General features: G+C 71.3%; 21 protein-coding genes. 10 read left to right on the top strand and 11 right to left on the bottom strand.

The annotated features are described in order from the left end of the window. The first annotated feature begins 80 nt into the window (after positions 1-80). Positions 81-572, top strand: a complete 492-nt coding sequence (locus ACIBI9_RS56545) for an Lrp/AsnC family transcriptional regulator (RefSeq protein WP_185071603.1) — start codon at positions 81-83, stop codon at positions 570-572. Here ACIBI9_RS56545 and ACIBI9_RS56540 read toward each other — a convergent pair. Together ACIBI9_RS56540 and speB are read right to left on the bottom strand one after the other, a co-directional pair. Beyond that, positions 569-2,065 (bottom strand): purine-cytosine permease family protein, encoded by a 1,497-nt coding sequence (locus ACIBI9_RS56540; protein ID WP_397235708.1) that lies wholly within the window; start codon positions 2,063-2,065, stop codon positions 569-571. The genes ACIBI9_RS56545 and ACIBI9_RS56540 overlap by 4 nt on opposite strands. Next, on the bottom strand, positions 2,062-2,994 hold the full coding sequence (speB, locus tag ACIBI9_RS56535) for an agmatinase (RefSeq protein ID WP_397235707.1): 933 nt from the start codon (positions 2,992-2,994) through the stop codon (positions 2,062-2,064). Before speB ends, ACIBI9_RS56540 begins: the two co-directional genes overlap by 4 nt. A 248-nt stretch (positions 2,995-3,242) precedes the next feature. Here speB and ACIBI9_RS56530 point away from each other — a divergent pair, with 248 nt between their 5' ends. Together ACIBI9_RS56530 and ACIBI9_RS56525 are read left to right on the top strand one after the other, a co-directional pair. Next, a complete protein-coding gene (locus tag ACIBI9_RS56530; RefSeq protein ID WP_397235706.1) occupies positions 3,243-3,380 on the top strand; it encodes a hypothetical protein in 138 nt (45 codons plus the stop codon). Next, positions 3,368-4,537, top strand: a complete 1,170-nt coding sequence (locus ACIBI9_RS56525) for an aKG-HExxH-type peptide beta-hydroxylase (protein ID WP_397235705.1) — start codon at positions 3,368-3,370, stop codon at positions 4,535-4,537. The genes ACIBI9_RS56530 and ACIBI9_RS56525 overlap by 13 nt, the downstream gene beginning before the upstream one ends. A gap of 4 nt (positions 4,538-4,541) precedes the next feature. On the opposite strand, the gene fxsT is transcribed toward ACIBI9_RS56525, so the two are convergent. Further along, positions 4,542-7,103: an FxSxx-COOH system tetratricopeptide repeat protein gene (gene fxsT / locus ACIBI9_RS56520; RefSeq protein ID WP_397235704.1), complete on the bottom strand. Its 2,562-nt coding sequence runs from the start codon at positions 7,101-7,103 to the stop codon at positions 4,542-4,544. Between the two features lie 305 nt (positions 7,104-7,408). Here fxsT and ACIBI9_RS56515 point away from each other — a divergent pair, with 305 nt between their 5' ends. Together ACIBI9_RS56515 and ACIBI9_RS56510 are read left to right on the top strand one after the other, a co-directional pair. After that, positions 7,409-8,350, top strand: a complete 942-nt coding sequence (locus ACIBI9_RS56515) for an SIR2 family NAD-dependent protein deacylase (RefSeq protein WP_397235703.1) — start codon at positions 7,409-7,411, stop codon at positions 8,348-8,350. Beyond that, positions 8,347-10,155: a tetratricopeptide repeat protein gene (locus ACIBI9_RS56510; RefSeq protein ID WP_397235702.1), complete on the top strand. Its 1,809-nt coding sequence runs from the start codon at positions 8,347-8,349 to the stop codon at positions 10,153-10,155. Before ACIBI9_RS56515 ends, ACIBI9_RS56510 begins: the two co-directional genes overlap by 4 nt. Here ACIBI9_RS56510 and ACIBI9_RS56505 read toward each other — a convergent pair. The 8 genes from ACIBI9_RS56505 to ACIBI9_RS56470 are packed head-to-tail and all read right to left on the bottom strand — an operon-like array spanning position 10,140 to position 20,136. Beyond that, positions 10,140-12,830 (bottom strand): glycoside hydrolase family 38 C-terminal domain-containing protein, encoded by a 2,691-nt coding sequence (locus tag ACIBI9_RS56505; RefSeq protein WP_397235701.1) that lies wholly within the window; start codon positions 12,828-12,830, stop codon positions 10,140-10,142. The genes ACIBI9_RS56510 and ACIBI9_RS56505 overlap by 16 nt on opposite strands. Next, on the bottom strand, positions 12,827-13,906 hold the full coding sequence (locus tag ACIBI9_RS56500; protein WP_397235700.1) for a Gfo/Idh/MocA family protein: 1,080 nt from the start codon (positions 13,904-13,906) through the stop codon (positions 12,827-12,829). The genes ACIBI9_RS56505 and ACIBI9_RS56500 overlap by 4 nt, the downstream gene beginning before the upstream one ends. After that, on the bottom strand, positions 13,903-14,799 hold the full coding sequence (locus ACIBI9_RS56495; RefSeq protein WP_397235699.1) for a TIM barrel protein: 897 nt from the start codon (positions 14,797-14,799) through the stop codon (positions 13,903-13,905). Before ACIBI9_RS56495 ends, ACIBI9_RS56500 begins: the two co-directional genes overlap by 4 nt. Continuing rightward, complete coding sequence (locus tag ACIBI9_RS56490) at positions 14,790-15,968, bottom strand: CehA/McbA family metallohydrolase (protein WP_397235698.1); 1,179 nt, start codon at positions 15,966-15,968, stop codon at positions 14,790-14,792. Before ACIBI9_RS56490 ends, ACIBI9_RS56495 begins: the two co-directional genes overlap by 10 nt. Then, the gene (locus tag ACIBI9_RS56485) at positions 15,965-17,029 is read right to left on the bottom strand and encodes an ABC transporter ATP-binding protein (protein ID WP_397235697.1); all 1,065 of its coding nucleotides are present in this window, start codon (positions 17,027-17,029) and stop codon (positions 15,965-15,967) included. The genes ACIBI9_RS56490 and ACIBI9_RS56485 overlap by 4 nt, the downstream gene beginning before the upstream one ends. Beyond that, positions 17,029-17,847, bottom strand: coding sequence for a carbohydrate ABC transporter permease (locus tag ACIBI9_RS56480; protein WP_394495944.1), 819 nt, complete (start codon positions 17,845-17,847; stop codon positions 17,029-17,031). Before ACIBI9_RS56480 ends, ACIBI9_RS56485 begins: the two co-directional genes overlap by 1 nt. After that, positions 17,844-18,770, bottom strand: coding sequence for a carbohydrate ABC transporter permease (locus ACIBI9_RS56475; RefSeq protein ID WP_397235696.1), 927 nt, complete (start codon positions 18,768-18,770; stop codon positions 17,844-17,846). Before ACIBI9_RS56475 ends, ACIBI9_RS56480 begins: the two co-directional genes overlap by 4 nt. Continuing rightward, on the bottom strand, positions 18,745-20,136 hold the full coding sequence (locus tag ACIBI9_RS56470) for an extracellular solute-binding protein (protein ID WP_397235695.1): 1,392 nt from the start codon (positions 20,134-20,136) through the stop codon (positions 18,745-18,747). The genes ACIBI9_RS56475 and ACIBI9_RS56470 overlap by 26 nt, the downstream gene beginning before the upstream one ends. A gap of 265 nt (positions 20,137-20,401) precedes the next feature. Between ACIBI9_RS56470 and iolC the strand changes: the two genes are divergently transcribed. From iolC to ACIBI9_RS56445, 5 genes are all read left to right on the top strand, one after another. Further along, positions 20,402-21,340 carry a 5-dehydro-2-deoxygluconokinase gene (gene iolC / locus ACIBI9_RS56465; RefSeq protein ID WP_397235694.1) on the top strand — a complete coding sequence of 313 codons (939 nt, stop codon included), beginning with the start codon at positions 20,402-20,404 and terminating at the stop codon, positions 21,338-21,340. Beyond that, on the top strand, positions 21,337-22,242 hold the full coding sequence (locus ACIBI9_RS56460; protein WP_397235693.1) for a deoxyribose-phosphate aldolase: 906 nt from the start codon (positions 21,337-21,339) through the stop codon (positions 22,240-22,242). The genes iolC and ACIBI9_RS56460 overlap by 4 nt, the downstream gene beginning before the upstream one ends. After that, positions 22,239-23,078 carry a 5-deoxy-glucuronate isomerase gene (iolB, locus tag ACIBI9_RS56455; RefSeq protein WP_397235692.1) on the top strand — a complete coding sequence of 280 codons (840 nt, stop codon included), beginning with the start codon at positions 22,239-22,241 and terminating at the stop codon, positions 23,076-23,078. The genes ACIBI9_RS56460 and iolB overlap by 4 nt, the downstream gene beginning before the upstream one ends. After that, on the top strand, positions 23,075-24,919 hold the full coding sequence (iolD, locus tag ACIBI9_RS56450; protein ID WP_397235691.1) for a 3D-(3,5/4)-trihydroxycyclohexane-1,2-dione acylhydrolase (decyclizing): 1,845 nt from the start codon (positions 23,075-23,077) through the stop codon (positions 24,917-24,919). Before iolB ends, iolD begins: the two co-directional genes overlap by 4 nt. Positions 24,920-24,980: 61 nt before the next feature. Further along, positions 24,981-26,018: an AI-2E family transporter gene (locus tag ACIBI9_RS56445; protein ID WP_397235690.1), complete on the top strand. Its 1,038-nt coding sequence runs from the start codon at positions 24,981-24,983 to the stop codon at positions 26,016-26,018. Positions 26,019-26,070 lie beyond the last annotated feature (52 nt).

The following is a 26,070-nucleotide window of genomic DNA, read 5'->3' as shown; positions in this document are numbered from 1 at the left end:
GAACTGACAACATGTCGCACCAGGACGGCAACTCAGCGGGAACGCACCCGTAACGCCGGACCAGTAGGAGGATTCCGTCGATGACGACGCCGCCCCGCGTACGCCGCAACAACGCCAATGCCGGGCCGGTGGTGCTCGACGATCTGTCGAAGCAGATCATCGAGCAGCTCCAGACCGACGGGCGCATGCCGTACGCGGCGATCGGGAAAGCGGTGGGCCTGTCGGAGGCCGCCGTGCGTCAGCGTGTCCAGCGGCTGCAGGACGCGGGCGTCATGCAGATCGTCGCCGTCACCGACCCGCTGACGCTGGGATTCCCGCGGCAGGCCATGATCGGCATCAACTGCGAGGGCGACCTGGAGGCGGTGGCCGACGAGCTGGCGGCCATCGACGAGATCGACTACGTGGTCCTCACGGCGGGCTCCTTCGACGTGATCGTCGAGGTGGTCTGCGAGGGCGACGGGCACCTGCTGGAGATCCTCAGCAAGATCCGCGCCATCCCCGCCGTGCGGGCCACGGAATCGTTCGTCTATCTCAAGCTGCGTAAGCAGACCTACTCCTGGGGCACCCGCTAGCCTGCCGTCTCCACGATGGGCAGGATAGGCGTGCCCGCCGTGCGCACCAAACGCGGGCCCTCGGGGCCGTACACCTCGCGGGGCTCGGGGAACGCCGTCAGCAGCGCCAGGTAGAGCACACCCGCGACGGCCAGCCCCACGGGCAGCGAGATGTCCACTCCCCCGGCCAGGTTTCCCAGCGGGCCGACGAACTGGCCCGGCAGGTTCACGAACAGCAGCGCGAGGCCCGCGGAGATGAGCCAGGCGGACAGCCCGCGCCAGTTCCAGCCGTGCGCGAACCAGTAGCGGCCGCCGCGCTGGCGCCGGTTGAAGACCTGGAGCGCGTCGGGGTCGTACCAGCCCCTGCGGGTCATGTAGCCGAGCATCATGATCACCATCCACGGCGCCGTGCACGTGATGATCAGCGTGGCGAACGTGGAGATGCTCTGGGTGAGGTTCGCGGCGAAGCGGCCGATGAAGATGAACACGATCGACAGCGTGCCGATGAACACCGTCGCCTGCACCCGGGAGAAGCGGGTGAAGACGCTGGAGAAGTCGAGCCCGGTGCCGTAGAGGGAGGTCGTGCCGGTGGACATGCCGCCGATCAGGGCGATCAGGCAGACCGGTACGAAGTACCAGCCGGGCGAGACGGCCAGCAGCCCGCCGACGTAGTTGGGGGCGGCCGGGTCCATGTAGTCGGCGGCCTTGGTCGCGATGATCGACGCCGTGGTCAGGCCGAACAGGAACGGCAGGATGGTGGCGATCTGCGCCACGAAGGCCGCGGCCATCACCCGGGACTTCGGCGTCGTGGCCGGGATGTACCTGGACCAGTCGCCCAGGAAGGCGCCGAACGACACGGGGTTCGACAGCACGATCAGCGCCGCGCCGATGAACGACGGCCAGAACAGCGGGTCGCCGGCCGGGAGCGTCCCGGGATAGGACGGGTCGAAGTCCCCGGCGAAGGCGAACGCCCCCAGGACGAACAGCAGCGACGCCGCCGCGACCGCGATCTTGTTGACGAACAGCATGAAGCGGAAGCCGTACACGCAGACGATGAGCACGAGGACGGCGAAGAGCGCGTACGCGACGCCGTACGACAGGTCGGTGTCGGGCAGCCCGGCCAGCCGGTGGGCGCCGCCGACCAGCGCGTCCCCCGACGACCACACCGAGATCGAGAAGAACGCGATCGCGGTCAGCAGCGACAGGAACGAGCCCACGATCCGGCCGTGCACGCCCAGGTGGGCGGAGGAGGAGACGGCGTTGTTGGTGCCGTTGAGCGGCCCGAACAGCGACAGCGGCGCCAGGATCAGCGCGCCGACCACGAGCCCGAGCACGGTCGCGGCCAGCCCCTGCCAGAACGACAGGCCGAACAGGATGGGGAAGGCGCCGAGCACGCAGGTGGCGAACGTGTTCGCGCCGCCGAACGCCAGCCGGAACAGGTCGATCGGGCGCGCGTTGCGGTCCGCGTCGGGGATGCGCTCGACCCCGTACGTCTCGATCTCGGTGAGGCTCATGGTTTCTCCTGCAACGCCAGCAGGCTGACGAGGTCGTAGGCCACGTGGGAGGCGGCGACCGAGGTGATCTCCGCATGGTCGTACGCCGGGGCCACCTCGACGACGTCGGCCCCGACCAGGTTGCGGCCGGCCAGGCCGCGCAGGATCTCCAGCAGCTCCCGGCTGGTGAGCCCGCCCGCCTCCGGCGTCCCCGTGCCCGGGGCGTGGGCCGGGTCCAGCACGTCGATGTCGACGGACACGTACAGGGCCCGGTCGCCGATGCGCTGCCGCAGCACGTCGATCACCTCGTCGAGGCCGCGCCGCAGCACGTCGGCCGCCGTCAGGATGCCGAACCCGAGCCGCCGGTCGTCCTCAAGATCCTTCTTGCCGTACAGCGGGCCCCTGATCCCGACGTGGCTGACGGCCTCGGTGTCCAGCAGGCCCTCCTCCACCGCCCGCCGGAACGGGGTGCCGTGCGTGTACTCGGCGCCGAAGTAGGTGTCCCAGGTATCGAGGTGTGCGTCGAAGTGCAGCAGCGCCACCGGGCCGTGCTTCCTGGCCACGGACCGCAGCAGCGGCAGCGCGATCGTGTGGTCGCCGCCGATCGCGACGAGCTTGGCGTCGATCGAGTCCGCCGCGCCCTCGATGCTCTCGATGGCCGCCCCGATGTCGAACGGGTTGGCCGCGATGTCACCGGCGTCGACCACCTGCACCCGCTCGAACGGCGAGACGTCCAGCCCCGGGTGGTACGGCCGCAGCAGCCGGGAGGCCTCCCTGACCGCGGCCGGGCCGAACCTGGCGCCGGGCCGGTAGGACACGCCGGTGTCGAACGGCACGCCCACGACGGCCACGTCGGCCCGCTCGACCTGGTCGAGCCTGGGCAGGCGGGCGAAGGTGGCGAGCCCGGCGAAGCGCGGGACCTGAGAGGAGTCGACAGGGCCAAGGTTCATGCGGCCCAGTGTTCGTCATGCCTCTGACCTGCGGCAATTGTAGAGCCCACGAAGTCACCCGGTGTGTGTTGTGGGCGACCACAAGCAGGTCATCACGCGGGTTTGGCACCGGCCGAAAACCCGGCCGTATTCAGCGGCATTTCATTCGGGCAAAGCGCCGTCGTATGATCTCGGCAGCAGCCTAGGAGGGACCTTCTATGGGGGAACCGGCTCACGCGGTTGGCACCGGGCTTGCGGAGCTGACTGACATGACGCTGCTCCAACTGACCGAACTCGACGACGCCACGCTCGACGGGCTGGTGAACAAGATCCTCGGGCGAAGAGGGCCGTGGGATCGGCTGTGGCAGGAGGATGCCAACAACGGTGCCGTCCCGTGCGATGGCTGAAGGAGTGTTCGGCCGCTGAGACGTACGAGATCTGCCACCGCCTGGTCGACGACGACCTCACCTCCGAGCTGCTGACCCGGCTCCGGGAGATCCAGCTCCACAGGAACCAACTGCTCGTGGAGGCCGTGCGGCGGCAGGTGCGCGGGACGGACGCCGATGCCGCGTTCCGCGCGCTGGCCGACCTGCAGGAGAGCGATCCGCGCCTCATGGCGGAGCTGCTGGTGCTCCCCCAGGTGGGCTGCTGGGCGGTCGACTGCCTGCGGCGGCTGCGCGACGGCGAGGATCCGGACCTCGGCTATCTCGTCTCCTTCAGCGCCGGAGCGGCGCTGCGGGCCGGGCGGCGGCCGCCGCTGCGCCCCGGCGCGTTCGTCCCGGGGCTCGGCACGGTCGCGGAGTCCGGTCTGGTCCCGATCCCCTCCCTGCACGCGCAGGCGAACGGGCTGGGGCTGGCCGTCAAGCTCGACGCGGTCGATCCCTACCTGGCGGGCTTCGGCAGGCGGGGCGAGGCCGATCCGGTGTGGTGGCAGCGCGAGCTCGGCCACGCCTGGCGGGTGCTGTGCGAACGGCATCACCACGCCGCCGAGACGATCGCGGCGGTCTTCACCACCCTGGTGCCGCTGGAGGGCCGTGATCGAGTGCGGCCCGCCAGCGCGACGTCCGGCTGGGCGTACGGGGCGATCGCGCTCTCGCCGCCGCCCGACCCGGTCGCGTTCGCGGAGAGCCTGGTCCACGAGGTCTGGCATCTGGTGCTCGGCGCCGTCGAGGACGTGGTCGAGCTGACCGGTCCCGACGACGGCCGCCGCTGGTACGCGCCCTGGCGCTCCGACCCTCGACCGCTCGGCGCGCTGCTACAGGGCTGTTTCGCGAATTTCGCGATCACCGCGTTCTGGCGCGCCGAACGCCACGCGAGCCCGGCCGTCGAACGGGCGGAGGCCGAGTTCGCCTACCGCCGGGCCATCACGTTCGAGGCGCTGGCCCGCGCGAGCGGCTCGGGGAGCCTGACCGGGCCGGGCGAGGTGCTGGTGAACGGGCTGCTGGGCCGGCTCGGCGAGTGGCTGCGCGAGCCGGTGCCCGCCTCGGCCGAGCGGCGGGCGGCCGAGCTCCGGGCCGGGCACCGAGCGCGCTGGCTGAGCGCCAATCCCGGGTTTTCGATCTAGGCCGTCAGTCGTTCATGGGCTCGATGCCCAGGTTGACCCGGCCGTACTGGGCGGCCAGCCGGGCGTGCGGGTGGTCGGGCATGATCGAGCGCCGGTAGCCGTCGAGCATCTTCTCGCGCAGGCTCTGGGCGCCGTCCTTGTCTCCGTCGGCGTTGCGGTCGAGGGACAGGTTGGCCATGGCGGCCAGGGTGTTGGGGTGGTCGGGGCCGCGCGTCTTGACGTTGCGCTCGAGCACCGTCTCGCCCAGCCTCCGGGCCTGCCCCACCTCGCCCAGCGCGGCCAGGTCACTGGCGAGGTTGTGCATGGCGATCAGGGTGTTGGGGTGGGTGTCGCCCAGGAGGGCCTTCATCCCCTCGGCCGCCCGCTCGCTCAGCCGGCGGGCGCCGCCCGGATTGTTCCTGACCCGCAGCACGATGGCCAGGTTGTTGTAGGCCGCCAGCGTGTTGGGGTGGCCGGGGCCGGCCACCTTCTCCAGGCTCAGCACCGTCTCCTCGCCTATCCGCTGGGCGCCGGCCAGGTCTTCGGTGAGCCGGTAGTCGTTGATGAGGTTGGTGGCCGACTGCAGCGTCTGGCGGTGCTCCATGCCGAGCGTCGACTTGTGCCGCTCCCAGGCCTTCACGCCCTGGACGAAGGCGTCCTCGTAGAGGCCGACCCGGTTGAGTGCCACGCTGAAGTCGATGGCGACCAGGAGCCGGAACTGGTTCCATGGCTGGTTCTTGCGGTCGATGGCGTTGCTGATCCGCCGGATCAGGTCGAGGGACTCCTCGTAGCGCCCCAGCCCGCGCAGGTCACGGGAGCGGCCGAACTGCGAGCTCAGCGTCGCGTGCTCGACCGGGCCGAAGATGCGCTGCCGCTCGGCCAGCGTCTCGTCGTCGTAGCGCAGGGCCTCCTCGAAGCGGCCCAGGCAGCGCAGGCTCACCGCCACGTTGCTGCGGATCCGCAGCGTGTCGGGGTGGTCGGGCCGCAGCTGCTGCTCGAAGAGCGGCAGCAGCCTCAGGTCGTTGTCCAGCGCGTCGGCGTAGCGGCCGAGCAGCCGCAGCCCGACGTCGTGCACGCGGGCGCAGCTCAGGTAGACGGCGTCGAGCTCGCCGAAGTTGTCGCGCAGCCGCTGGAGGGTGTCGGCCTGCAGCCGCAGGCTCTCCTCCCACTGGCCGGCGGTGCGCAGCGCGTTGCCGACCTGGACCGCCAGGGCCAGGGTCTGCTTGTCGTCCTGGCCGAAGCGCTGCCGCCACAGCTCCAGCGTCGGCAGGCCGATCCGCAGGCTCTCCTGGTGGCCGCCGCGGCGGTAGAGCTGCTCGACCTGATTGATGATCAGCTTGCGGACCAGGCGGTCGCCGGACTCGACCGCCCGCGAGGGCACCAGGTGCTGCAGGGAGCGCTGGTAGATCTGCTCGCTGTCCTCGCGGTCGACCGCCCCGGGATCGGAGGCGGCCAGCAGGAGGTGGGCGGCCTCCTGGAAGCGGGCCGCGGCCTCCGGGTCCTCGCGCACCATGCGGTCCCTGGTCACGGCCTGCACGACGCGGTGCAGCTGCACGACGTTGCGCACGCCGTCGAGCTTGAGCATGGAGTAGCGGCCCAGCTCCCTGGCCGCCCTGCGGAACTCGGTCACGCCGCTCAGCACCCGGTCGAGCGGCTGCGGCAGCTTGGAGGCCACGGCCGGCTGCACGAGCAGCTCCTCGGCGATCGGCTCGGCGGAGAGGCTGGCCAGCAGCTTGAACAGCGCGTCGGCCTCCGGCGAGATCTTGCTGCGCGAGACGCTCCACGTCGTGGCCACGGTCTGCGGGTATTTGATGTCGACCGAGCTGGCCAGCAGCGCGTGCGCGTTGTCGCGGAACAGCTCCAGGTATTCGGAGATGCTGGTGCCGGTCTCGTTGAGGTACGCGGCGGCGTGCTCGGCGGCCAGCGGGAGGTTTCCGAGCTGATTGGCCAGCTCCTTCGCGTCGGCCTCGGCTTCCACGGAGCCGGACCTACCCGGGTCGGCCAGGGCGGTCACCCGCCTATGAAAGAACTTGACCGTTTCGTCGGGAAGGAACTCCCCTACCTCGATCCCGTCGAGGTCCATCGCCCGCCGCCAGTGGCGGTCGCGCGTGGTGATGATGACGTGGCCGCCGCCGCTGGGCAGGTAGTGCTGGACCGCGTTGGCGCTCTCGACGTTGTCGTAGATCAGCAGCCATCGCTCGTAGAGCTCGCGGTTGGCGAGGGCGGACAGGACCAGCCTGGCGGAGTAGTCGCGATCGTCGGGGCGGAAGCCGTCGAGGGACATCTTGCGGCCCAGCCCGATCAGCGAGTTGACGATGGTCTCCTCCTGCTCGGCCCTGATCCACCAGACGAGGTCGTAGTCCTCCGCGTGGCGATGCGCGTATTCGGCGGCGATCTCGGTCTTGCCGATGCCGCCCATGCCGTAGACCGGCTGGGGCGGCTGGCCGACCAGCGCCGTCGAGTGCTGCGCCAGCCGGCTGTGAAGCTCGGCGAGCTCGCGCTCACGACCGGTGAAACAGCGGTTGCGGAACGGGATTTCCCGCCCCCAGAGGGTGGGGCGGCGCTCCTGCCGCGCGACGTCCTCCATCACGATCACCGCCACTGGTCGCTATTCGGCTATCGCCACCGATCCTAATGCGATATCTGCCCGCGGCAGGTCGTGTCCGCACCCAGCGGAAAGAGCACTTTCCCCCTGAAGCGGACAGCCCTTAATGGCGGTTTGCCCCGCCACATAAAGCACTCTTTGCCGGGATTACTAACATATATTGTGTTATGTCGGAGATGACCAAGCGCCACTATGCGGCCATTCTCGGCTATTGACTGCGGCGGCCCTTTCATGGACCCTCTGAAGGGTTCCGCACCTCGCCGCCATGACCCGGAAGGCGGTGACGCGTGCACGCCGGTGGCATCGACCGCGACAACGAGGCCGCCTGGGATCTGCTGATCGGGGATCTCAACAATGGTGACTGCATCCCCTTTCTCGGCGCGGGAGCCAGCGCGGAGCGGCTCCCGCTCGGTGGTCAGCTCGCCACGAAATGGGCCAGCAAGATCAACTACCCGTACGCGGATTCCGACAACCTGGCACGCGTGATGCAATACGCGACCACGATGGTCTATCGTGACGCAACCAGGACGAAACGCGAATTCCTGAGGGCAGAGTTCGCCAACGCGACCCCGCCCGACCGGACGGATCAATTCCCGGTGCACGCCGTGCTGGCCCGCTACCCTCTCCCCCTGTACATCACCACGAACTACGACGACTTCATGTTCCTGGCGCTGCAGCAGGCGAGAAAGCAGCCCATTTGGGACTTATGTCCGTGGTACGCGATGTCCTCAGACGACTGGACCGGGAGCCCTTTTCGTGAACCAGCCTTCACCCCGTGCGTGGAGCGGCCACTCGTGTTCCATCTGCACGGCCACCACAAGGAGCCGCACTCGATCGTGCTCATCGAGGATGACTACCTCGACTTCCTGGTCAGGCTGGCACAGGACGGCAGGCACACCAACGCGTCGTCCGCTTCCCCGCGCGGCGGACACCCGATGACGCTGCTGCCCTTCCCGGTCCGCACCGCGCTGCGGACCAAGGCACTGCTGTTCATCGGCTACGGCCTGCGCGACTGGACGTTCCACGTCATGTTCCGGACCTTGCTGCACGGCCTGCCCGGCACCATGCGCAGGGAGCACACGAGCATCCAGCTCAACCCGGACGACCACTCCGCCGAGGAGCGCCAATACCTCGGGCGCTACTTCCAGGCCCAGAGCATCCGCATCCTGTGGGAGACCCCGCGCTCGCTCAACGACAAGCTGGCCGCCGGACTCCGGGGGACGCCATGACAAGCAATCCCACCGAGCCGTACGTCGGACCGCGCCCCTTCCGCCGCACCGAGTCGGCCCTGTTCCACGGCAGGTCGGAGGAGGCCCGCCACCTGCGGGACGCCTGGCTGTCCGAGCGGGTGGTGGTGCTCCACGGCCCCGCCGCCGTCGGCAAGACGTCCCTGCTGCACGCCGGCGTCCTCCCGCTGCTCGACGACGAGCCGCGCACGCTGACGCTGCCCGTCGGACGGCTGATCCACCAGCCCACCTGGCCGCTCGCGCACGCGTCCGGGCCGGGCGGCTACCGCTTCACCCTGATCAGCAGCTGGACCCCCGCCCGCCAGACCCCCGACCCGGAGCAGACGGTCAGCTCGGCGCTGGAGAGCATCGTGGCCGGCGCCTCCCCGCACCGGGTGCTGGCCGCGATCGACCACATGGAGGAGCTGTTCACGGCCTTCCCCGCCCGGCTGCCCGAGCGCGACCGCCTCATCGGCGAGCTGGCCCAGGCCCTGCGGGACCTGCCGCTCAACCTGCTGCTCCTGGTGCGCGACGACCAGCTCGCCACGCTGAGCGGCTACGAAGGGCTGTTGAGCCCCCAGCCGTTCGCCTATGTGCGCCTCGACGGTCTGGGGCAGGCGTCCGCGGTGGCCGCGGTGACGCGACCGGCCTCGCACAGCGGCCGCCGCTACGCGCCCGGCGTGGCGGAGCAGCTGGTCGAGCGGCTGCGCAAGACGACCTACACCGACCGGCTGGGCGAGAGCGTCGAGATCGTCAGCGAGCGGGTGTCGCCCTTCGAGCTGCAGATCGCGTGCGCGGCGCTCTGGTCTGGCCTGGGCGGGTCCGACGACCCGATCACCGCCGAGCTGCTCGCCCAGCTCGGCGACCTCGCCGGGATCCTCGCCGCCTACTTCGACCGCACGGTCCGCGACGTGAGCCTGGAGACCGGCGTGTCCGAGCCCGAGCTGCGCGCCTGGATCGAGTCGACCTTCATCACCGAGCGGGGCACGCGCGGCACCGCCTACCGGGGCCTGACGCAGACCGCCGACATGCCCAACGCCGTGGTGGACGCCCTGGTGGCACGGCACATCCTCACGGAGGAGCAGCGCGCCAGGAGCCTGTGGTACCAGCTCGGCCAGGAACGCCTGGTCGAGGCCATCCGCACCGCCCACCACGTCGCACCTGCCCGCGACCGGCCTCAGGAGCACACGCCTGCCGACTTCCGCGCCGCCGCCGAGGCCGCGCTCGGGGAGGGCAACTTCATCTCGGCCCGCCGCTTCGCCGACGTGGCGGCCAGCCGCTCCTTGGAGCAGGGCGACGAGCGGCAGTTTGCCAACCTGCTGGCGTTCAAGGCGGAGGTCGCCAGGGTCGAGGGCGACCTGGAGGCCGCCAGGGAGACGCTGACGGCGGCGCGCTCGCAGTTCGAGAGCCAGCAGGACGCCCTGGCCACCGTACGGGTCCTGACGGCGCTCGCCGAGGTCTGCCTGTCGATGGGCAGCCCGGACGAGGCGGTGGACCTGGGCCGGCAGGCGGTGGCCAGGATGCCGGGAGACGTCGCCGCCCGCACGCTCCTGGCCCACGCGCTCTGGCGGGCCGGCTCGCCCGCTGACGCGGAAGCCGCCTACAACGACGCGCTCGACCTGGACCGAAACGCCGCCCGGGCACTCTACGGCCGGGGCCAGGTCCGGATCGCGCTGCGCGACTTCCGCGGCGCGCTGGCGGACCTGGACCGGGCCCTGGCGCTCGGCCTGCCCCGGTCGGAGGAGGACCTGGCCAGGGAGGCACGCGAGCAGGCGCTGGGGCGGCTCGGCGACTATCCGGAGAGCTGAACCGTCGCGATCTCCCACGGCTTCAGCGCCAGTCGGAGCACGCCGTCCTCGACCGGGAGCCGGTCGCCGGGACGGCCGCGCAGGTCGGCGTGGTGGGCCTGGGTGAAGGCGCCCTCGATCACGGCCTCCGTGGCGGCCGGCGTGAGGGCCACGACCCTGAGCTCCTGCCGGTCGTCACGCATCCGCAGCGAGGTCATCACCACGCCGTCGCCCGTCACCGACAGCCCGGACGCGGGAGCGGGCAGCTCCAGGGCGCGGTCACCCTGGCCCGGGACCACGAGCAGGTCGTGGCGGAAGGTCTCGGCCTGCGGCACGACCTCCTCCCAGGACTCCGCGTACGGCATCAGCGCCAGGCTCACCGAGCGGATCCCGCGCGACTGGGCCGCCGGGGTCGGCAACTGGGGCCCGGCCGGCTCGGGGCGCAGGGCGTTGCGGTTGCGGGACAGGTAGGCGACCGAGCGCAGGAGCGTCAGGGCCAGCTCGCCGTCCGCCACCTCGTACTCCGTCACGTGCTCCAGCAGCGCCGCCACGCCGCCGGCCGCCACCCACGAGGAGGCGGGGAAGGTGGGCAGCGGGGTCTCGCCGCAGCCGCCCTCCGAGGTCAGCCCGCGGGTGACCACCGCGAACTGGCCCTCGGCGTGCGACTCCGTCGCCGGGGTGGGCAGCGGCACGTGCAGCCGGACCCGATGGTCCGCGCACCGGTTGTCGAACTCGACGCGCAGGCGTGCGTACGGCTCGCCGGCCCGCAGCTCGACGCGGGTGGTGACGACGATCTCCTCGGTCCGGAGGCTCCGCGAGGGCGCGGGCAGCTCGGGCGCGCCGTCGATCCCGTCCCCCGTGGCCGGCCACCGGTACGTGCGCCGCACGTCCACCGCCGCCACCAGCGGGCCCGAGCAGACCAGCTCCGTCTCGACGGACGACGGCTCGGACACGATCAGGTCGTCGGCCGGGGGCGCGTGGTTGTAGGTGTCGCCGACGTCGCCGCCGTCCACGATGCGCCCGGCTCCCGTGACCGTCGTGCCGTCCGCGCCCACCAGCGTCAGCGTGCCGTCGCCGGCGATCGTGACCCGCAGCAGGCCGTTGTCCAGCACCTGCTCGTCGCCGCGCACCGGCGTCGGAGCCGGGCGGCTCTGCCCGGCGGGCGACCCCTGCACCTGCTCGTGAGGCACCGGCCGGATGCTCGTGTGGCCCAGCGGCGGGACCTCCACCAGGGCGGCGACCGTGCGCCTGGGCTCGGCGAGTATGCGCACCCGCCGCACGCCGCCGGTCGCCGCGCGCAGGTCGTCCAGGTCGAACACGGCCGACGTCTCCCGCGCCACCGTGAACGTCAGCGTCTCTCCCTCCACCGACCACGCCGTGATGTGCTGCCCGTACAGCTCGGTGCCGTGGACGAAGGTCAGCGCCGTGGCGGCGTCCATCTCCTCGTCCAGCAGCAGCGTGGGCGCGTACTCCAGCGGCTGGACGGGCAGCGGCGCGCCCGAGGGGTCCACCAGCGGGTCGGTGCCGGCCACGTCCACGACCACGACGCCCCTGCGCGCGGCGGGCGTCGGGTTGACGAGGAGCACCCCGTCGGAGGGCACCGACCCGGCCAGCCGGGCGGTCACCATGTCGCGTACGGCCTGGCCGAGGTGCTCGGCCTCGGCGATGCGCGCGGCCACCTGCTGGGCGGTGTCGTCCACGCCGCAGCCGGTCACCGAGTCGTGGCCGCTGGCGTCGACCAGCCGCCACCACGCCATGTCGAGGAAGCGGCCCGGCCAGTCGGCGCCCCAGAGGGTGGCCAGCGGCTCGGCGTAGCGCTCGACCATCCGCTCGGCGCGGCCCATGGCCTGCTTGACGTGGGCCCGGACCGAGATGACGCCGGGCAGGATGTTGGCGCGGGCGTGGGAGCGCAGCTCGCCTTCGACGCGCGGCAGCCCGTCGACTTCACCGGAATACTTCCCGATATATCCGGACAAGGTGTCCATCCGGCCGCCGATGGCCGCCACCATCTCCGGCAGCCCGCGCACCGGCGCCGAGTGGTCAGTGCCGTACATGGCCAGCAGCGCCCCCTCGGGCCCGTGCCACTCCCGCATGGTCTTGACGAACCCGGCCGCCCGCTCGGTCAGCCCCGCGGAGTCCGAGAACAGGTGCGCCCCGTTCCCGTAGCCGCCCGCGGGCAGGTACTGGGTACGCAGTGCCGTCCCGTCCGGCGCGACCCAGGCGAAGGCGTCCGTGGTGACCGAGGACGGCACCCCGCGGTAGACGCACGCGTGCAGCAGCCCGGCCTTGCGCAGAATCTGCGGCATCTGCGCCGTGTGCCCGAACATGTCGGGCAGATACCCCACCGGCATCGCCCCGCCGAGCTTGTCCGCCCGGCTCATACCCAGTTCGAGGTTGCGCACGATGTTCTCGCCCGAGCACAGGAACTCGTCGAGCAGGATCTGCCACGGCCCCACCGCCAGCCGCCCCGACTCGACGAGCGCGGCGATGCGGTCGCGGTTCTCGGGCCGGACCTCCAGATAGTCGTCCACGCAGGCCAGCTGCCCGTCGAGGGTGAAGTGGTAGGCGGGCTCGCGCTCCATGGTGTCGAGCACCTCGTCGAGCAGCGCGACCAGCCGCAGCCGGAAGCGCTGGAACGGCTCGTACCACTCCCGGTCCCAGTGCGTGTGCGGTACGACGACGATCTCCTCGCTCATGCGCCCTCCCCTCCGATGGGCAGATCATGCTGTACGGCGTAACGAGCGGCGATCCGCTGGGCGGTCACGATGTCCTCCAGCCCGCCGCCCGCGTCGGTGAGGGGCGGCTTGCCATCGTTCACGAAAGCATGAAAGGCGGCCAGCTGTACCTCGAACGCCTCGGTCACGTCGCGGTACTCGGTGCGGCTCTCGGCGCCGGAGACCACGGTGAGCGTCGTGGGCGCGTTCATCAGGTAGGGCGAGGGGAAGACCAGCTCCAGCGAGCCCTTGTCGTGGTGGATGGCCACGGTCTCGCGGTAGGCCGGGTAGTCCTCCAGGTAGTGCCAGCGGATCGAGAACCGGCCCCGGGCGGGCAGGGGCCCGCTGATCTCGATGGACCCGGGCGCGGGCCCCCAGGTCTCAACGTACGAAATTTCCGTAGGCGACCCGGTAAAGCGCCTCAAGAGCGACAAATCATGGCATATCGAGCCCAAGGCCACCCCGTACAGCGCCCGTACCTGCTCCGGCGCCGACTCCCCCAGCGCCCGCGAGACCAGGTCGCGCTCGGCGGCCCGCAGCGAGTCGAGCAGCCCGGGGTCCACGTCCCGCGCCTGCGTCAGGTTCGCGAACGCCAGCTGCGACTCCCCGCTCGGATGCAGCACGGTCACCTCGACCGACCTGATCGTCTCCGGGCCGCCCAGCTCGGCCAGCAGCTCCTCGGCCCGGCGCACGGCCGGGTCGTACTGCTTCATGTAGGCCACCATCAGCCGCCCCTCGGGGAGGGCGGCCACCTCGGCCCTGGTCAGCGCGAGCGGCTTCTCGCACAGCACGGCGTACCCGCCGGCCAGCGCCCGGTTGACCGTCTCCCCGTGCGAGCCGGAGGCCAGGACGAGCACGGCCTCGAAGCCGCCGGCCGAAAGCAGCTCCGCCACCGACGTGAAGCGCCCGGCGGCGCCCAGCCGGTCACCCACCGCGTCGGCGAGCGTCCGCGACAGGTCGCAGACCGCGACCACCTCGAACAGGTCGCGCCGCCTCGACAGCAGCGGCACGTAGACCGCCTGCGTGACGGCGCCGCATCCCACCAGCGCGATTCTCACAGTCCCAAGTCCTCCAGCTTGCGGCGGTTGGCCGCCTGGTCGGCGATGTTCTGGGCGACGGTGCGGCGTCCGGGCAGGGTGTCCTGCTCGATGACGACCCAGCCCGCGTAGTCGATCTCGTCGAGGACGCGCACCACGGCGGGCAGGTCCAGCTCGCCCTCCCCGAGCGGGGCGAATCCGCCGCGCCCCATGAGCTCGCGCAGGTCCACGCCGTCGGCCAGGGCCTGGGCGAGGATCTTCGTGTCGCCGTCCTTGATGTGCACGTGCCCGACCCGGCCCGACCAGTCGCGCAGCGCGCTCACCGGGTCGCCCCCGGCCAGCAGCAGGTGGCCGGTGTCGAGGCAGAGCTGCACGTCGGTCAGCTCCAGCAGCCGCTCGACGTCGTCAGGGGTCTCGACGTAGGTGCCGAGGTGGTGGTGGAACACGGGGTCGAGCCCGCGCTCGCGGCACCGGTCGACCGCCCTCTGCAGGCGGGCCGCGTATCCGGTCCATTCGGCGGCCGCCAATCCTGGAACGCTCCCACCAGGGCGCGCGAACCGCTCCGGCGAGCCCGAGCAGGCCAGCGTGGGCCGCGGCCCGAACCCCTCGGGCGCCGGCGGCGCCGCGGCGAACACGTCGAGCGCGGCCTCCAGCCCGGGCAGCCCGGCCTCGTACGCCGCCGCGTCGCTGTAGGGCAGGTCCACCCAGCCGCCCGCGAGCAGCAACCCGTTCCCGGCCAACCGGTCGGCGAGCCCGGATCCGGTGCCCAGGTAGCCGATCGGGCCGGAGTCGATGCCCTCGTACCCGGCCTCGGACAGCGCGCGGACCATCTCGTCGGCGCTGAGCGGCGGCGCTTCTGTGGCCAGCTCGAAGACACCGAAGCTCACGGGCGCGTTGGCCACTTTCACTCGCATAGCGCGATCACCTCGTTCTCGTAGGATTCCAGGCGGTGCCGTCCGTCGACGGCCCGCAGCAGCTCGCGCTCCCCGCGTACGACCTGCCGCGTGCCGTCGGGACGTACCAGCACCAGGCCGTCGGCGTCCAGGGCGAGCAGTTCGTCGCCCAGCCTGAGCAGCAGCGGCCCGTCGGGGCCGGTGGAGACGGCGGTGCGCCCGGCGCGGACGCCGTCCAGCACCGTGCTCGTGTCCTCGGCCAGCACCCACGTCGTCGGCGCGCCGGGCAGGCCGTCGGAGCCGTGGCGGTGGAAGTCGCTGCCGCCGATCGCGATCACGTCGTCGCGCCAGGCGTCCGCCCAGGCCAGCGGCGCGCCCCAGCGGCGGTCCCACCAGCCGGAGCTCCAGACCTCGGCGATCCTGGGGCGCCGGGTGATGGGCAGCAGCCAGGCGCAGTCGCCGCCGAGCGGGTGGTTGATCGAGATCAGCCCGCCCGCGCGCTCGGCGTGCTCGACCCAGGAGTCGGCCGGCTGCCGGAAGTCCACCCACCCGACGTCCCCGAACACGTTCGCGTGGCCCCGGTCGGTGGTGACCTCCTGCCCGGGGAGGAGCGTGATCCCACGGTCGATCTTGTCCAGCCAGGGATGATGGCTGACGGTGTTGTGGTCGGTGACGGCCAGGAAGTCGAGCCCGCGCCCGTGGGCCAGCTCGGCCAGTTCGGCGATGGTCAGGCTGCCGTCGCTGTGCAGGGTGTGGGCGTGGAAGTCTCCGGCGAACCATCGCATCCCGTCGACGGCGGGGAGGTCCCGCCGGGGCGGGCGCTCCCCGTGCGGCGGCTCCTCGGCCACCGGCTCGGCGGGGGTGACGGCCGAGGTGGTGATCTCCAGCGAGTAGTCGAGGCCCTGCGGCGGGATGCGGTGCAGCCGCAGCAACACGTGCCACGTGCCCGCCTCCGGCTCGCCCGGCAGGTAGCCGGGCGTCGCCCAGTCGGGGGTGATCGTGTACTCGTCGCGCGCGCCGCCCGACCAGCCGCGGAAGCCGCCGGGCGCGCCGCAGCCGAGGTCGATGACACCCTGCGACCGGTCGTACGCCAGCCGCACGGTCACGGCCGCGGTCCCCGCGGGCACCTCGAAGGGCACCTCGCGCAGGATCCGCTCCAGCCGGTCGTCCAGGCTCCAGTGGCCTCTCAAACGAGCTCTCCGTCCCGGTAGACGAGGGCGCGGTCGCGCCGGGGCGCCGCGTAGCCGTCGTCGCCGATCTCGGGCTCGCTCCCCTCGGGCACGACGGCCTGCACGGTCACGTCGTTGACGTCGAGGGTCACCAGGTGGGACGCGCCGAGGTTCTCCACGATGGCCACCTTGCCGCCCAGCGCGCCCTCCCCGGGCTCGGGCGAGTAGGCCAGGTATTCGGGTCGCACGCCGTACACGATCTTCTCCCCGTCGGAGAGCCGTCCCTCGGCCGAGGCCGGGACCGCCACCTTGCACCCTGCCACCTCCAGCGTGTCACCTCGTACGACGCCGTCCAGCAGGTTCATGGGTGTCGAGCCGATGAATCCGGCCACGAACGTGTTCGCGGGCCGCTGGAAGACCTCGGCCGGTGTGCCGATCTGCCGGATGTGCCCGGCTTCCATGACGGCCATCCGGTCGGCCATGGCCAGGGCCTCCGCCTGGTCGTGGGTGACGAAGACGGTGGTGACGCCCAGCTCGCGCTGGAGCTTCTTCAGGAACGTACGCGCCTCAAGCCGCAGCCGGGCGTCCAGGTTGGACAGCGGCTCGTCGAACAGGAACGCCTGCGCCTGCGTGGCCATCACCCTGGCCAGCGCCACCCGCTGCTGCTGCCCGCCCGAGAGCTGGCCCGGCCGCCGGTCCATGAGCTGTTCGAGCCCGAGCCGCGCCCCCACTTCGGCGGCCTTGTCGCGGCGGGTGCCCTTGGCGACCTTCTTGATGCGCAGCGGGTAGGCGATGTTGTCCGTGACGTCCATGTGCGGGAAGAGCGCGTAGTCCTGGAAGACCATGGCGACGTCCCGGGCGCCGGGCTGCACGCCCGTCACGTCCCGGTCGCCGATGACCACGGCTCCGCCGGTGGCGGTCTCCAGGCCGGCGATCGTGCGCAGCAGCGTGGTCTTGCCGCAGCCGGAGGGGCCGAGCAGGGCGAAGAACTCGCCGTCGGGGATGACCAGATCGAGCGAGTCGAGCGCCTTCACCCCGCCGGGATAGACCTTGGTCAGCCCGCGTAGTTCGATTCCGGCCATTAACGCTTGATCCCTCCGTGGAAGCGGAAGCCGTACTTCTTGCTGACGAACAGGTACATGAGCACCACGGGGACCGAGTACAGCAGGCCGAACGTGGACAACATGCTGAGGTTGGCCTGGCCGCCCTCGGTGTAGAGGGTGTAGGTGATCACCGCCGCCGGCTGCTTCTCGACGTCGCTCAGCAGCAGGTACGGCATGAGGAAGTTCCCCCACACGTTGGCCACCGCCCAGACCCCGACCGTCGCCAGGCCGGGCCGCACCAGGGGCACGACCACGTGCCGCACGATCTGCAGCGGCGTGGCCCCGAAGACCCGCGCCGACTCCTCGTACGACTTCGGCGTGGAGTCCATGAAGTCCTTGAGCATGAAGATCGCCGCCGGCAGCAGCCCGCCGGTCAGGATGAGGATCAGCCCGAGCTGCGAGTCGATGAGGTTGAGCTCCACCGCGAGCTGGAACAGCGGCACCATGGCCGCCGTACCCGTGATGATCGACGACAGCAGCAGCAACGCGTAGAGCAGCACGTCCCGGCCGGGCAGCCGTACCCGGCTCAGCGCGTACGCGGCCAGCGAGGCCAGGAGCACCACCAGAACGGCCGTGCCGACGGACAGCACCAGGGAGTTGTAGAGGGACGGCAGCGCGTACGGATGCTCGGCCACCGCCCTGAAGTTGTCCAGGGTGAAGTCGGGGACCCTGACCTCGTAGGTCGGGTCGGAGGTGAAGGGCGCCGTCACCAGCCACAGCAACGGGATCGTGAAGAAGGCCAGCAGCACCGCGATCAGCGTGTAGAAGCCGATCCGGCCCAGCACGAAACGCGTCATTTCCTACTCCGGAGCAGCCGCAGGTAGAACACGGCCACGACCAGGTTGATCAGCAGAATGATCGCGGAGACCGCGGCGCCGTAGCCCAGCTCGCCGCTCTGCAGCGCGACCTTGTACACGTGCACGGCCAGCACCTCGGACTTGCCGTCGGGGCCGCCCGCGGTCAGCAGGAACGGGGTGAAGTCGTTGAACGTCCACAGGCTGATCAGCAGCAGGTTGGTCAGGACGTGCCCTCTGATGTGCGGGAACACCACGTCTCTGAGCTGCTGCCAGCCGGAGGCCCCGGCCAGGCGGGCGCTCTCCAGGTGCGAGGGCGGCACGTTCCCGAGCGCGGCGCCGTACAGCATCATCGAGAACGCGGTGCCGCGCCACGTGTTGAACACGATGATCGAGAGCATGGGGTGGTCGAGCAGCCAGGCGAAGCCCTCGATGCCGAGCAGCGCGTTGAGCGTGCCGCCGTCGCGGTCGAGCAGCGCCACCCACAGGAACGACACGATCGCGCCGGGCAGGATCCAGGCCAGGATGACCAGGCCCTCGACCAGCCGCTTCAGCGGTCCGCGCCGGTCGCGCAGCAGCCAGGCGATGGTGAAGCCGAGCCCGACCTGCCCGATGACCGCCGAGCCCAGCACGAACTCGACGGTCAGCCAGGTGGAGCTCCAGAACTCGGGGTTGGCGGCCGCGTCGATGAGGTTGGCGAGCCCCACGAACTTCGGCTCCGCGGCGGCGGCGCCGGTCAGGCGGTAGTTCGTGAGGGCGAGATAGAGCACCCAGAGCGCGGGGAAGACCAGGAACGCGGCGATGAGCAGCAGGGCGGGGGCCACGAAGACCCCTGCCCGCAGCCTGCCCAGGCCCGCCGCGTCCGAGCTGTAGCGGCTCGGCGCGGCGGCCTCGGTGGCCTCAGGAGGCGATGTTGCCAGGGCCACCGACGATTCCTTCGAGCTTCTTCTGGTAGTCGGCCGCCGCCTGGTCGGGCGCCGTGCCGCCCACCACCGCGGCCGTGGCCTCCTGCAGCGCCACCGACACCTGCGGGTAGACGGCCACCGGCGGCCGGTAGGCCGTCAGCGGCAGCACCTTCTCCGAGATGTAGGTCAGCAGCGGCTCACCGGCGAGGATCTCCTTGTTGACGTCGGTGCGGGGCGTGATGCGGACGTTCCCGTCCTTGGTCTCCTCCTTCAGCCCCTCCGGCGAGAGCGTGAAGGTCGCCAGCTCGAAGGCCTCCTTCGGGTGCTTGCTGTTGGGGTTCACCGTACGCAGCGCGCCGCCCGACATGCTGACGAAGTCCTGGCCGCGGATGCCCTTGCCGGGCTCCATCGCGGGGATCATGGCATAGCCGACGACCTGGTCGCGGTCGGCCATCTTGGCCACGCCGGTCGCGGGGTTGACGACGCCGCGCCAGAAGTAGTCGCCCTCCATCAGGATGCCGATCTTGCCCGCGGCGAACTGCTGGAACGACTTGTCGCGGCCCTTGGCCTCCTGCTGGAGCTTGGGGTCGCCGAGGCCGCCGCCGTAGATCTTCTGGTAGAGGCCGAGCGCGTCCTTCAGCGGCTGGGAGGCGCCCGACCACTTGCCGTCCTTCTGCACCTCGCCGCCCGCGCCCGCGAGCAGCGGCAGCACTCCCTGCATGGAGGTGGCCTCGCCCATCGCCGTGCCGGCGTTGATCTGGATCGGCACGGGCACGCCGGAGGACTTCAGCTTCGTCCCGGCGTCGAGGACCTCCTGCCAGCTCTTCGGCTGCCAGTCGGCCGGCAGCCCGGCCTTCTGGAAGAGCGTCTTGTTGAAGTAGAGCACCCGGCCGTCGGTGCCGACGGGCAGCGCGTACTTCTTGCCGTTGAACGTGGCCAGGCCCTGCACGGCCTCCGGGATCTGCGCCCAGCCGTCCCAGTTGTCGGCGTCCCCGCCGACCAGGTCCGCCAGCGGCTTGATGTAACCGGCCTCGGCGAACTCGCCCGCCCAGATGCCGTCGATGTCGATCACGTCGGCGCCCTTGCCTGACTTGAGGTCGAGGGAGAGCTTGGTCTTGTACTGCTCGTCGTCGACGCCGCTGGGGACGAACTTGACCTTGACGTTCTTGCCCTTCGCCTTCTGCGCCGCCTCGAACTTGGGGATCACCCAGTTCGCGATGAAGTTGGCGCCGGCCGCGTTCTTGCCGCCGGCGATGGCGTTCTGGGTGATCGTCAGCTCGATGGCGTCGCCGCCTCCGCCGCCGGACGACTGGCCGCAGGCTGCGAGCCCCAGCCCGGCCGCGGTGATGACCGCGACCACACCCATCGACCGTTTCCGCAATGCCATGCAAACCCTCCGACAGGTCCGTAAGGAGGTAAGGCCATGGGCCAATATGTCATGACATCCATATGACGTAAAGGCTTGGCCAAATTTACGGAGAGTGCTCACACGCTGTGTTTTTGCCGCAGAAGGCCCGGAGCTAACCGTCCCACACGGCGGGTTGTGAGGCGGGAGGGGTTTGAGTGGATGGACAATAGGTTACATAGCGGACATCCGAATGTCATGACAATATGCCATAGTGTCGCAGGTAAGCTCCATTCCTGGAGGTGCTTTGTACGACCTGATCACGTTCGGGCGCTCCGGCGTCGACGTCTACCCGCTGCAGACCGGCGTCGGCCTGGCCGACGTCGAGTCCTTCGGCAAGTTCCTCGGCGGCAGCCCGACCAACGTCGCCGTCGCCGCGGCGCGCCACGGGCTGCGCTCCGCCGTGATCACCGGCGTGGGAGCGGATCCCTTCGGAGAGTTCGTACGCAGGGCGATCCGCGGGTTCGGCGTGGACGACGCCTTCGTGAGCACCGTCGAGGGCCCGCCCACCCCCGTGACGTTCTGCGAGATCTTCCCTCCCGACCACTTCCCGATCTACTTCTACCGTGGTGAGCACCCGCCGGACCTGCAGATCTCCCCTTCCCATCTCGACCTCGGCGCCATCGCGGAGACGAGCCTGTTCTGGTTCTCGCTGACCGGGCTGAGCCAGGAGCCGAGCGCCGCCGCCCACGCCGCCGCGCTGTCGGCGCGCACGTCGGGCTGGACGGTGTTCGACCTCGACTGGCGGCCGTCGCTCTGGAAGTCGCGGGAGGCGGCCCACGAGGCCGCACGGCGGATGCTCCCGTGCGCGAACGTCGCGGTCGGCAACCTGGACGAGGTGGAGAACGCGGTCGGCGTGCGCGACCCTGAGGCCGCCGCGCAGGCGCTGCTGGACGCGGGAGTGAAGGTCGCGATCGTGAAAATGGGCCCTGAGGGGGTTCTCGCGCGTACCTCCGAGGAGAGCGTGGTGGCGGAACCGGTGGAGGTGAAGGTGGTCAACGGCATCGGAGCGGGCGACGCGTTCGGCGGGGCGATCTGCCTCGGGCTGCTGCGCGGCTGGCCGCTGGAGCGGACGGTGCGCTTCGCCAACGCGGCGGGCGCGTTCGTGGCCGCCCGGCTGGCCTGCGCCGACGCCATGCCGTCCACGGCCGAGGTCGAGGACCTGCTGAACGGAGCGGGCTCTTGAGCGACCTCACCCTGCCCAGGACCTCCGGCTACGAGCGGCTCACCCAGATCCGGGCCACCCGGCCGGAGGAGATCGCCGAGGCCGCGGCCCGGCGGGAGCGGCGCGGCCTGCCCGGCGAGGGCGAGCGGCTGCTGATCATCGCCGCCGACCACACGGCCCGCGGCGCCCTGGGCGTACGCGACCGGCCGATGGCCATGGCCAGCCGCGCCGATCTGCTCGACCGCCTCCAGGTGGCCCTCTCGCGCCCCGGCGTGGACGGCATCCTCGCCTCCCCCGACGTCATGGAGGACCTGCTCCTGCTCGGCGCCCTGGAGGGCAAGCTGGCCTTCGGCTCCATGAACCGGGGCGGCCTGCTGGGCTCGGTCTTCGAGGTGGACGACCGCTTCACCGGGTTCGACGCGGCCTCGATCGACGCGATGCGCCTCGACGGCGGCAAGATGCTGCTCCGCATCGACCCGGCCGACCCCGCCACGGTGGCCACCCTGGAGTCCTGCGCCCGGGCCGTCACCGACCTGGCCCGCCACCGCCTGCCGGCCATGGTGGAGCCCTTCTGGGCGCGGCGCTCCGAGTCGGGGGCGCTGCGCAACGACCTGTCTCCCGAGGCCGTGATCCGCGCGATCAGCGTCGCCCAGGCGCTCGGCACCACCTCCGCCTACACCTGGCTCAAGATCCCGGCGGTGGCGGAGATGGAGCGCGTGATGGCCGCCACCACGCTGCCCGCGCTGCTGCTCGGAGGCGACCCGCCGGACATCGACGCCGCCTACGCCGACTGGGACCGCGCCCTCAGCCTTCCCGGCGTACGCGGCCTCGTCGTGGGCCGCGCCCTGCTCTACCCTCCGGATGACGACGTCGCGAAAGCGGTGGACAACGCCGCGGCACTGGTACGGGAGACCCGCGCATGACATACGTTCCGTTCGGCAAGGCCGCGAACGGCCCCTGGTCCGTCGAGATCACCCCGTCCCTGGCAGGCTGGACGTACTCGGGCCTGCGGATTGTGGACTTGGCGGACACGCCGGTCTCGTTCGACACCGGCGACGAGGAACTGCTGGTCCTCCCGCTGTCGGGATCCTGCACGGTCACCACCTCCGCCGCGACGTTCGAGCTGACGGGACGGCCTTCGGTCTTCAGCGGGCCGAGCGACTTCGCCTACGTCCCGATCGGCTCCCACGTCACCCTCCGGGGCACCGGACGCATCGCCCTGCCCTCCGCCCTCGCCACCCGCGCCCTGGAGCCCCGCTACGTGCCCGCGGACCAGGTCTCGGTCGAGATCCGCGGCGCCGGCCAGGCCACCCGCCAGGTGAACAACTTCTGCGCCCCCGACGCCTTCGACTGCGACAAGCTCATGGCCGTGGAGGTGATCACCCCGGGCGGCAACTGGTCGTCGTACCCGCCGCACAAACACGACACCGACAACCCCGGCGAGGCGGTCCTGGAGGAGATCTACTACTTCGAGGTCGCCGACCAGGGCAACGCCTACCAGCGCGTCTACTCCTCCGAACGCGGCCACATCGACACCCTGGCCGAGGTCTCCTCGGGCGACGTCGTCCTCGTCCCGTACGGCTACCACGGCCCCGCCATGGCCGCCCCCGGCTACGACCTCTACTACCTGAACGTCCTGGCGGGCCCGGCGGAGGAACGCTCGATGGCCTTCTGCGACGATCCCCGCCACGCTTGGATCCGCTCCTCCTGGGAAAGCCAGCCCACAGACCCGAGACTGCCGTTCGGGAGGACTTCATGACGCGTTTGACCGTCGCCCAGGCCGTCGTGCGCTTCCTGGCTCAGCAGTGGAGCGAGCGCGACGGCGTGGAGCGCAGGTTCTTCGGCGGCTGCTCCGGCATCTTCGGCCACGGCAACGTGGCCGGGCTCGGCCAGGCGCTGGCCACCTCCGCCGAGGACCTCCCCTACCACCTGAGCCGCAACGAGCAGGCCATGGTCCACACGGCCGCCGCCTACGCCCGGGCCAGCAACCGCCTGGCCACCCTGGCCTGCACCACCTCCATCGGCCCCGGCGCGACCAACATGATCACGGGCGCGGCGGGCGCGACGATCAACCGGCTGCCGGTGCTGCTGCTGCCCGGCGACATCTTCTCCACCCGCGTGGCGGGCCCGGTGCTGCAGGAGCTGGAGGACCAGCGCTCGTACGACATCTCGGTCAACGACTGCTTCAAGCCGGTCTCGCGCTACTGGGACCGCATCAACCGCCCCGAGCAGCTCCCGTCGGCGCTGCTGGCCGCCATGCGCGTGCTCACCGACCCGGCCGAGACCGGCGCGGTGACGCTGGCGCTGCCGCAGGACGTGCAGGCGGAGGCCCACGACTGGCCGGAGGAGTTGTTCACGCGCCGCGTCTGGCACGTCCCCAGGCCGCGCCCCGAGCGGGCCGCCGTGTTCCGGGCGGCCCAGCTGGTCAAGTCGGCCGTGCGTCCGCTGATCGTCGCGGGCGGCGGGACGATCTACAGCGAGGCCACCGAGCAGCTGCGGATCTTCGCCGAGACGTACGGCATCCCGGTGGCCGAGACGCAGGCGGGCAAGGGCGCGCTCCCGTACGGGCACCCGCTCGCCGTGGGCGCGATCGGCGCCACCGGCACCACGGCCGCCAACGCGCTGGCCCGCGAGGCCGATCTGATCATCGGCATCGGCACCCGCTACAGCGACTTCACCACCGCCTCCCGGACGATCTTCGCCCCCGACGCCCGCTTCCTCAACCTCAACATCACCGCCTTCGACGCCGCCAAGCTGTCGGGCGTGCAACTGGTCGCCGACGCCCGCGACGGGCTGGCGGACCTGGTCGAGGCGTTCGCGGGCTGGCGGGGGGCGCCGGACGACTACCGCGCGCGGGCCGCCGAGCTGACCGGGGAGTGGGACGCGGCCGTGGACCGGGCCTACTCGCTGGAGGGCTCGCCGCTGCCCCAGTCCGCGGTGATCGGCGCGGTCAACGCGGCGGCGGCCGAGGACGGCGTGGTGGTGTGCGCGGCCGGCTCGATGCCCGGCGACCTGCACAAGCTCTGGCGGCCGAGCGGGCCGGGCAACTACCACGTCGAGTACGGCTACTCCTGCATGGGCTACGAGATCGCCGGCGGTCTGGGCGTCAAGATGGCGGTGCCGGAGCGCGAGGTGTTCGTCCTGGTGGGCGATGGCTCGTACCTGATGATGGCCCAGGAGCTGATCACCGCGATCTCCGAGGGGATCAAGCTGGTGGTCGTCCTGGTGGACAACTCCGGTTTCGCCTCCATCGGCCGCCTGTCGGAGAGCGTCGGCGCGGAGCGGCTCGGCACCTCGTACCGGCATCGCGACGGCGGGCCGCTGCCCGTCGACCTGGCCGCCAACGCGGCCAGCCTCGGCGCCACGGTGCTGCGCCCCGAGTCGGTCGCCGACCTGCGCAAGGCGCTCGAGGAGGCCCGCTCGGCGACCGGGACCACGGTGATCTACGTACGCACCGACCCGATGGTGGACGATGCCCCGTCCTCCGAGGCGTGGTGGGACGTGCCGGTCGCGGAGGTCGGCAGCACGACCGGCGCGGCGCGGGAGACGTACGAGGAGAACAAGCGCTCCCAGCGCCTCCACCTGACGCCGCCCGACTGACCAGGGTTGCCCTCCGCTCCCCTGGGGAAGGCCTCTGACCAGGCACGATAGGGGGCAGGGGATGGGGCCGTGGCGGCTGCTGGGGTGGATCGCGCTGATCGCGGTGGCCGGCTTCTGCCTCTCCCGCGTCGCCACGGTGGCCATCGCGGTCGTCGTCGCCCTGTTCATCACGGCGCTGCTGCTGCCCCCGGCCCGCTGGCTCAGGTCACGCGGGCTCAACCGGGCCCTGGCCACCACGATCGTCTTCGTCGGCGGGCTCGTGCTGGCCGGGGCGCTGATCGCGCTGCTGGTGCCGCCCACGATCGAGAGCGTCTCGCAGCTGCGGGTCAGCATCAGCAAGGTGCTCGACAACCTGTCCGACCTGACCGCCCGCTTCGGGATGGACCCGCGTAAGCTCGCCGCGCAGGCCAAGGAGTACCTGGCCTCCCAGGGCCGCCAGATCACCACGGGCGCGCTGGCCGGGGTCAAAACGGCGGGCGAGATCGTGGTGGGGGCGGCGGTGGCGGTCGTCCTGTCGGTGTACTTCGTGCACGGCGGCGACCGGCTCTTTCGCTGGCTCGTGAACCTCGCGCCCGCTCCGGCCAGGCCGCGCATCACCGAGACCGGTCGCCTGGCCTTCTCCGTGATCGGCCGCTACGTCCGCGGGATCGCGATCGTGGGCGCGGTGGACGGGTTCTTCATCGGCATGGCGCTGTGGATCCTGGGCGTGCCCATCGCGCTGCCGCTGGCGGTGCTGACGTTCGTGGGGGCGTTCCTGCCGGTGGTGGGGGCGTTCATCGCGGGGCTGCTGGCCGCGGTGGTGGCGCTCGTGTTCAAGGGCTGGCTGGTGGCGCTGATCGTGGTCGGGGTGACCGTGGCGGTGCAGCAGATCGAGGGGCACGTGCTGGCGCCGCAGATCTACGGCCGGGCCCTCGAACTGCCCGGAGCGGTCATCCTGGTGGCGATCGCGGTGGGCAGCCTGATCTCGGGGATCATCGGCGCGTTCCTGGCGGCCCCGGTGGCGGCGGTCGTCGTGGCCCTGCTGCGCAGGCCGCGGGCCGAGCCCGGCCCGGTCACTCTCGCTCCGCCGCGGCCTCCTCCCGCGACTCCCGCGACGTGAGCCATCCGTCCACCCTCCCCGGCGCGCGTCCGGGGAAGACAGGAAGTGGGAG

It is taken from the genome of Nonomuraea sp. NPDC050451 (assembly GCF_044458585.1).
Note: the sequence above shows the minus strand (reverse complement) of the source record. Positions and strands in the feature narration are given on the sequence as shown.

Bases quoted from the DNA above. Each gene is read 5' to 3' on its own strand.
- iolD (WP_397235691.1), top strand. From the start codon at position 23,075: ATGACGCGTTTGACCGTCGCCCAGGCCGTCGTGCGCTTCCTGGCTCAG.
- ACIBI9_RS56485 (WP_397235697.1), bottom strand. From the start codon at position 17,029: ATGGCCGGAATCGAACTACGCGGGCTGACCAAGGTCTATCCCGGCGGG.
- ACIBI9_RS56445 (WP_397235690.1), top strand. From the start codon at position 24,981: ATGGGGCCGTGGCGGCTGCTGGGGTGGATCGCGCTGATCGCGGTGGCC.
- ACIBI9_RS56530 (WP_397235706.1), top strand. From the start codon at position 3,243: ATGACGCTGCTCCAACTGACCGAACTCGACGACGCCACGCTCGACGGG.
- iolB (WP_397235692.1), top strand. From the start codon at position 22,239: ATGACATACGTTCCGTTCGGCAAGGCCGCGAACGGCCCCTGGTCCGTC.
- speB (WP_397235707.1), bottom strand. From the start codon at position 2,994: ATGAACCTTGGCCCTGTCGACTCCTCTCAGGTCCCGCGCTTCGCCGGG.
- ACIBI9_RS56480 (WP_394495944.1), bottom strand. From the start codon at position 17,847: ATGACGCGTTTCGTGCTGGGCCGGATCGGCTTCTACACGCTGATCGCG.
- ACIBI9_RS56545 (WP_185071603.1), top strand. From the start codon at position 81: ATGACGACGCCGCCCCGCGTACGCCGCAACAACGCCAATGCCGGGCCG.
- ACIBI9_RS56505 (WP_397235701.1), bottom strand. From the start codon at position 12,830: ATGAGCGAGGAGATCGTCGTCGTACCGCACACGCACTGGGACCGGGAG.
- ACIBI9_RS56540 (WP_397235708.1), bottom strand. From the start codon at position 2,065: ATGAGCCTCACCGAGATCGAGACGTACGGGGTCGAGCGCATCCCCGAC.
- fxsT (WP_397235704.1), bottom strand. From the start codon at position 7,103: ATGGAGGACGTCGCGCGGCAGGAGCGCCGCCCCACCCTCTGGGGGCGG.
- ACIBI9_RS56470 (WP_397235695.1), bottom strand. From the start codon at position 20,136: ATGGCATTGCGGAAACGGTCGATGGGTGTGGTCGCGGTCATCACCGCG.
- ACIBI9_RS56510 (WP_397235702.1), top strand. From the start codon at position 8,347: ATGACAAGCAATCCCACCGAGCCGTACGTCGGACCGCGCCCCTTCCGC.
- ACIBI9_RS56495 (WP_397235699.1), bottom strand. From the start codon at position 14,799: ATGCGAGTGAAAGTGGCCAACGCGCCCGTGAGCTTCGGTGTCTTCGAG.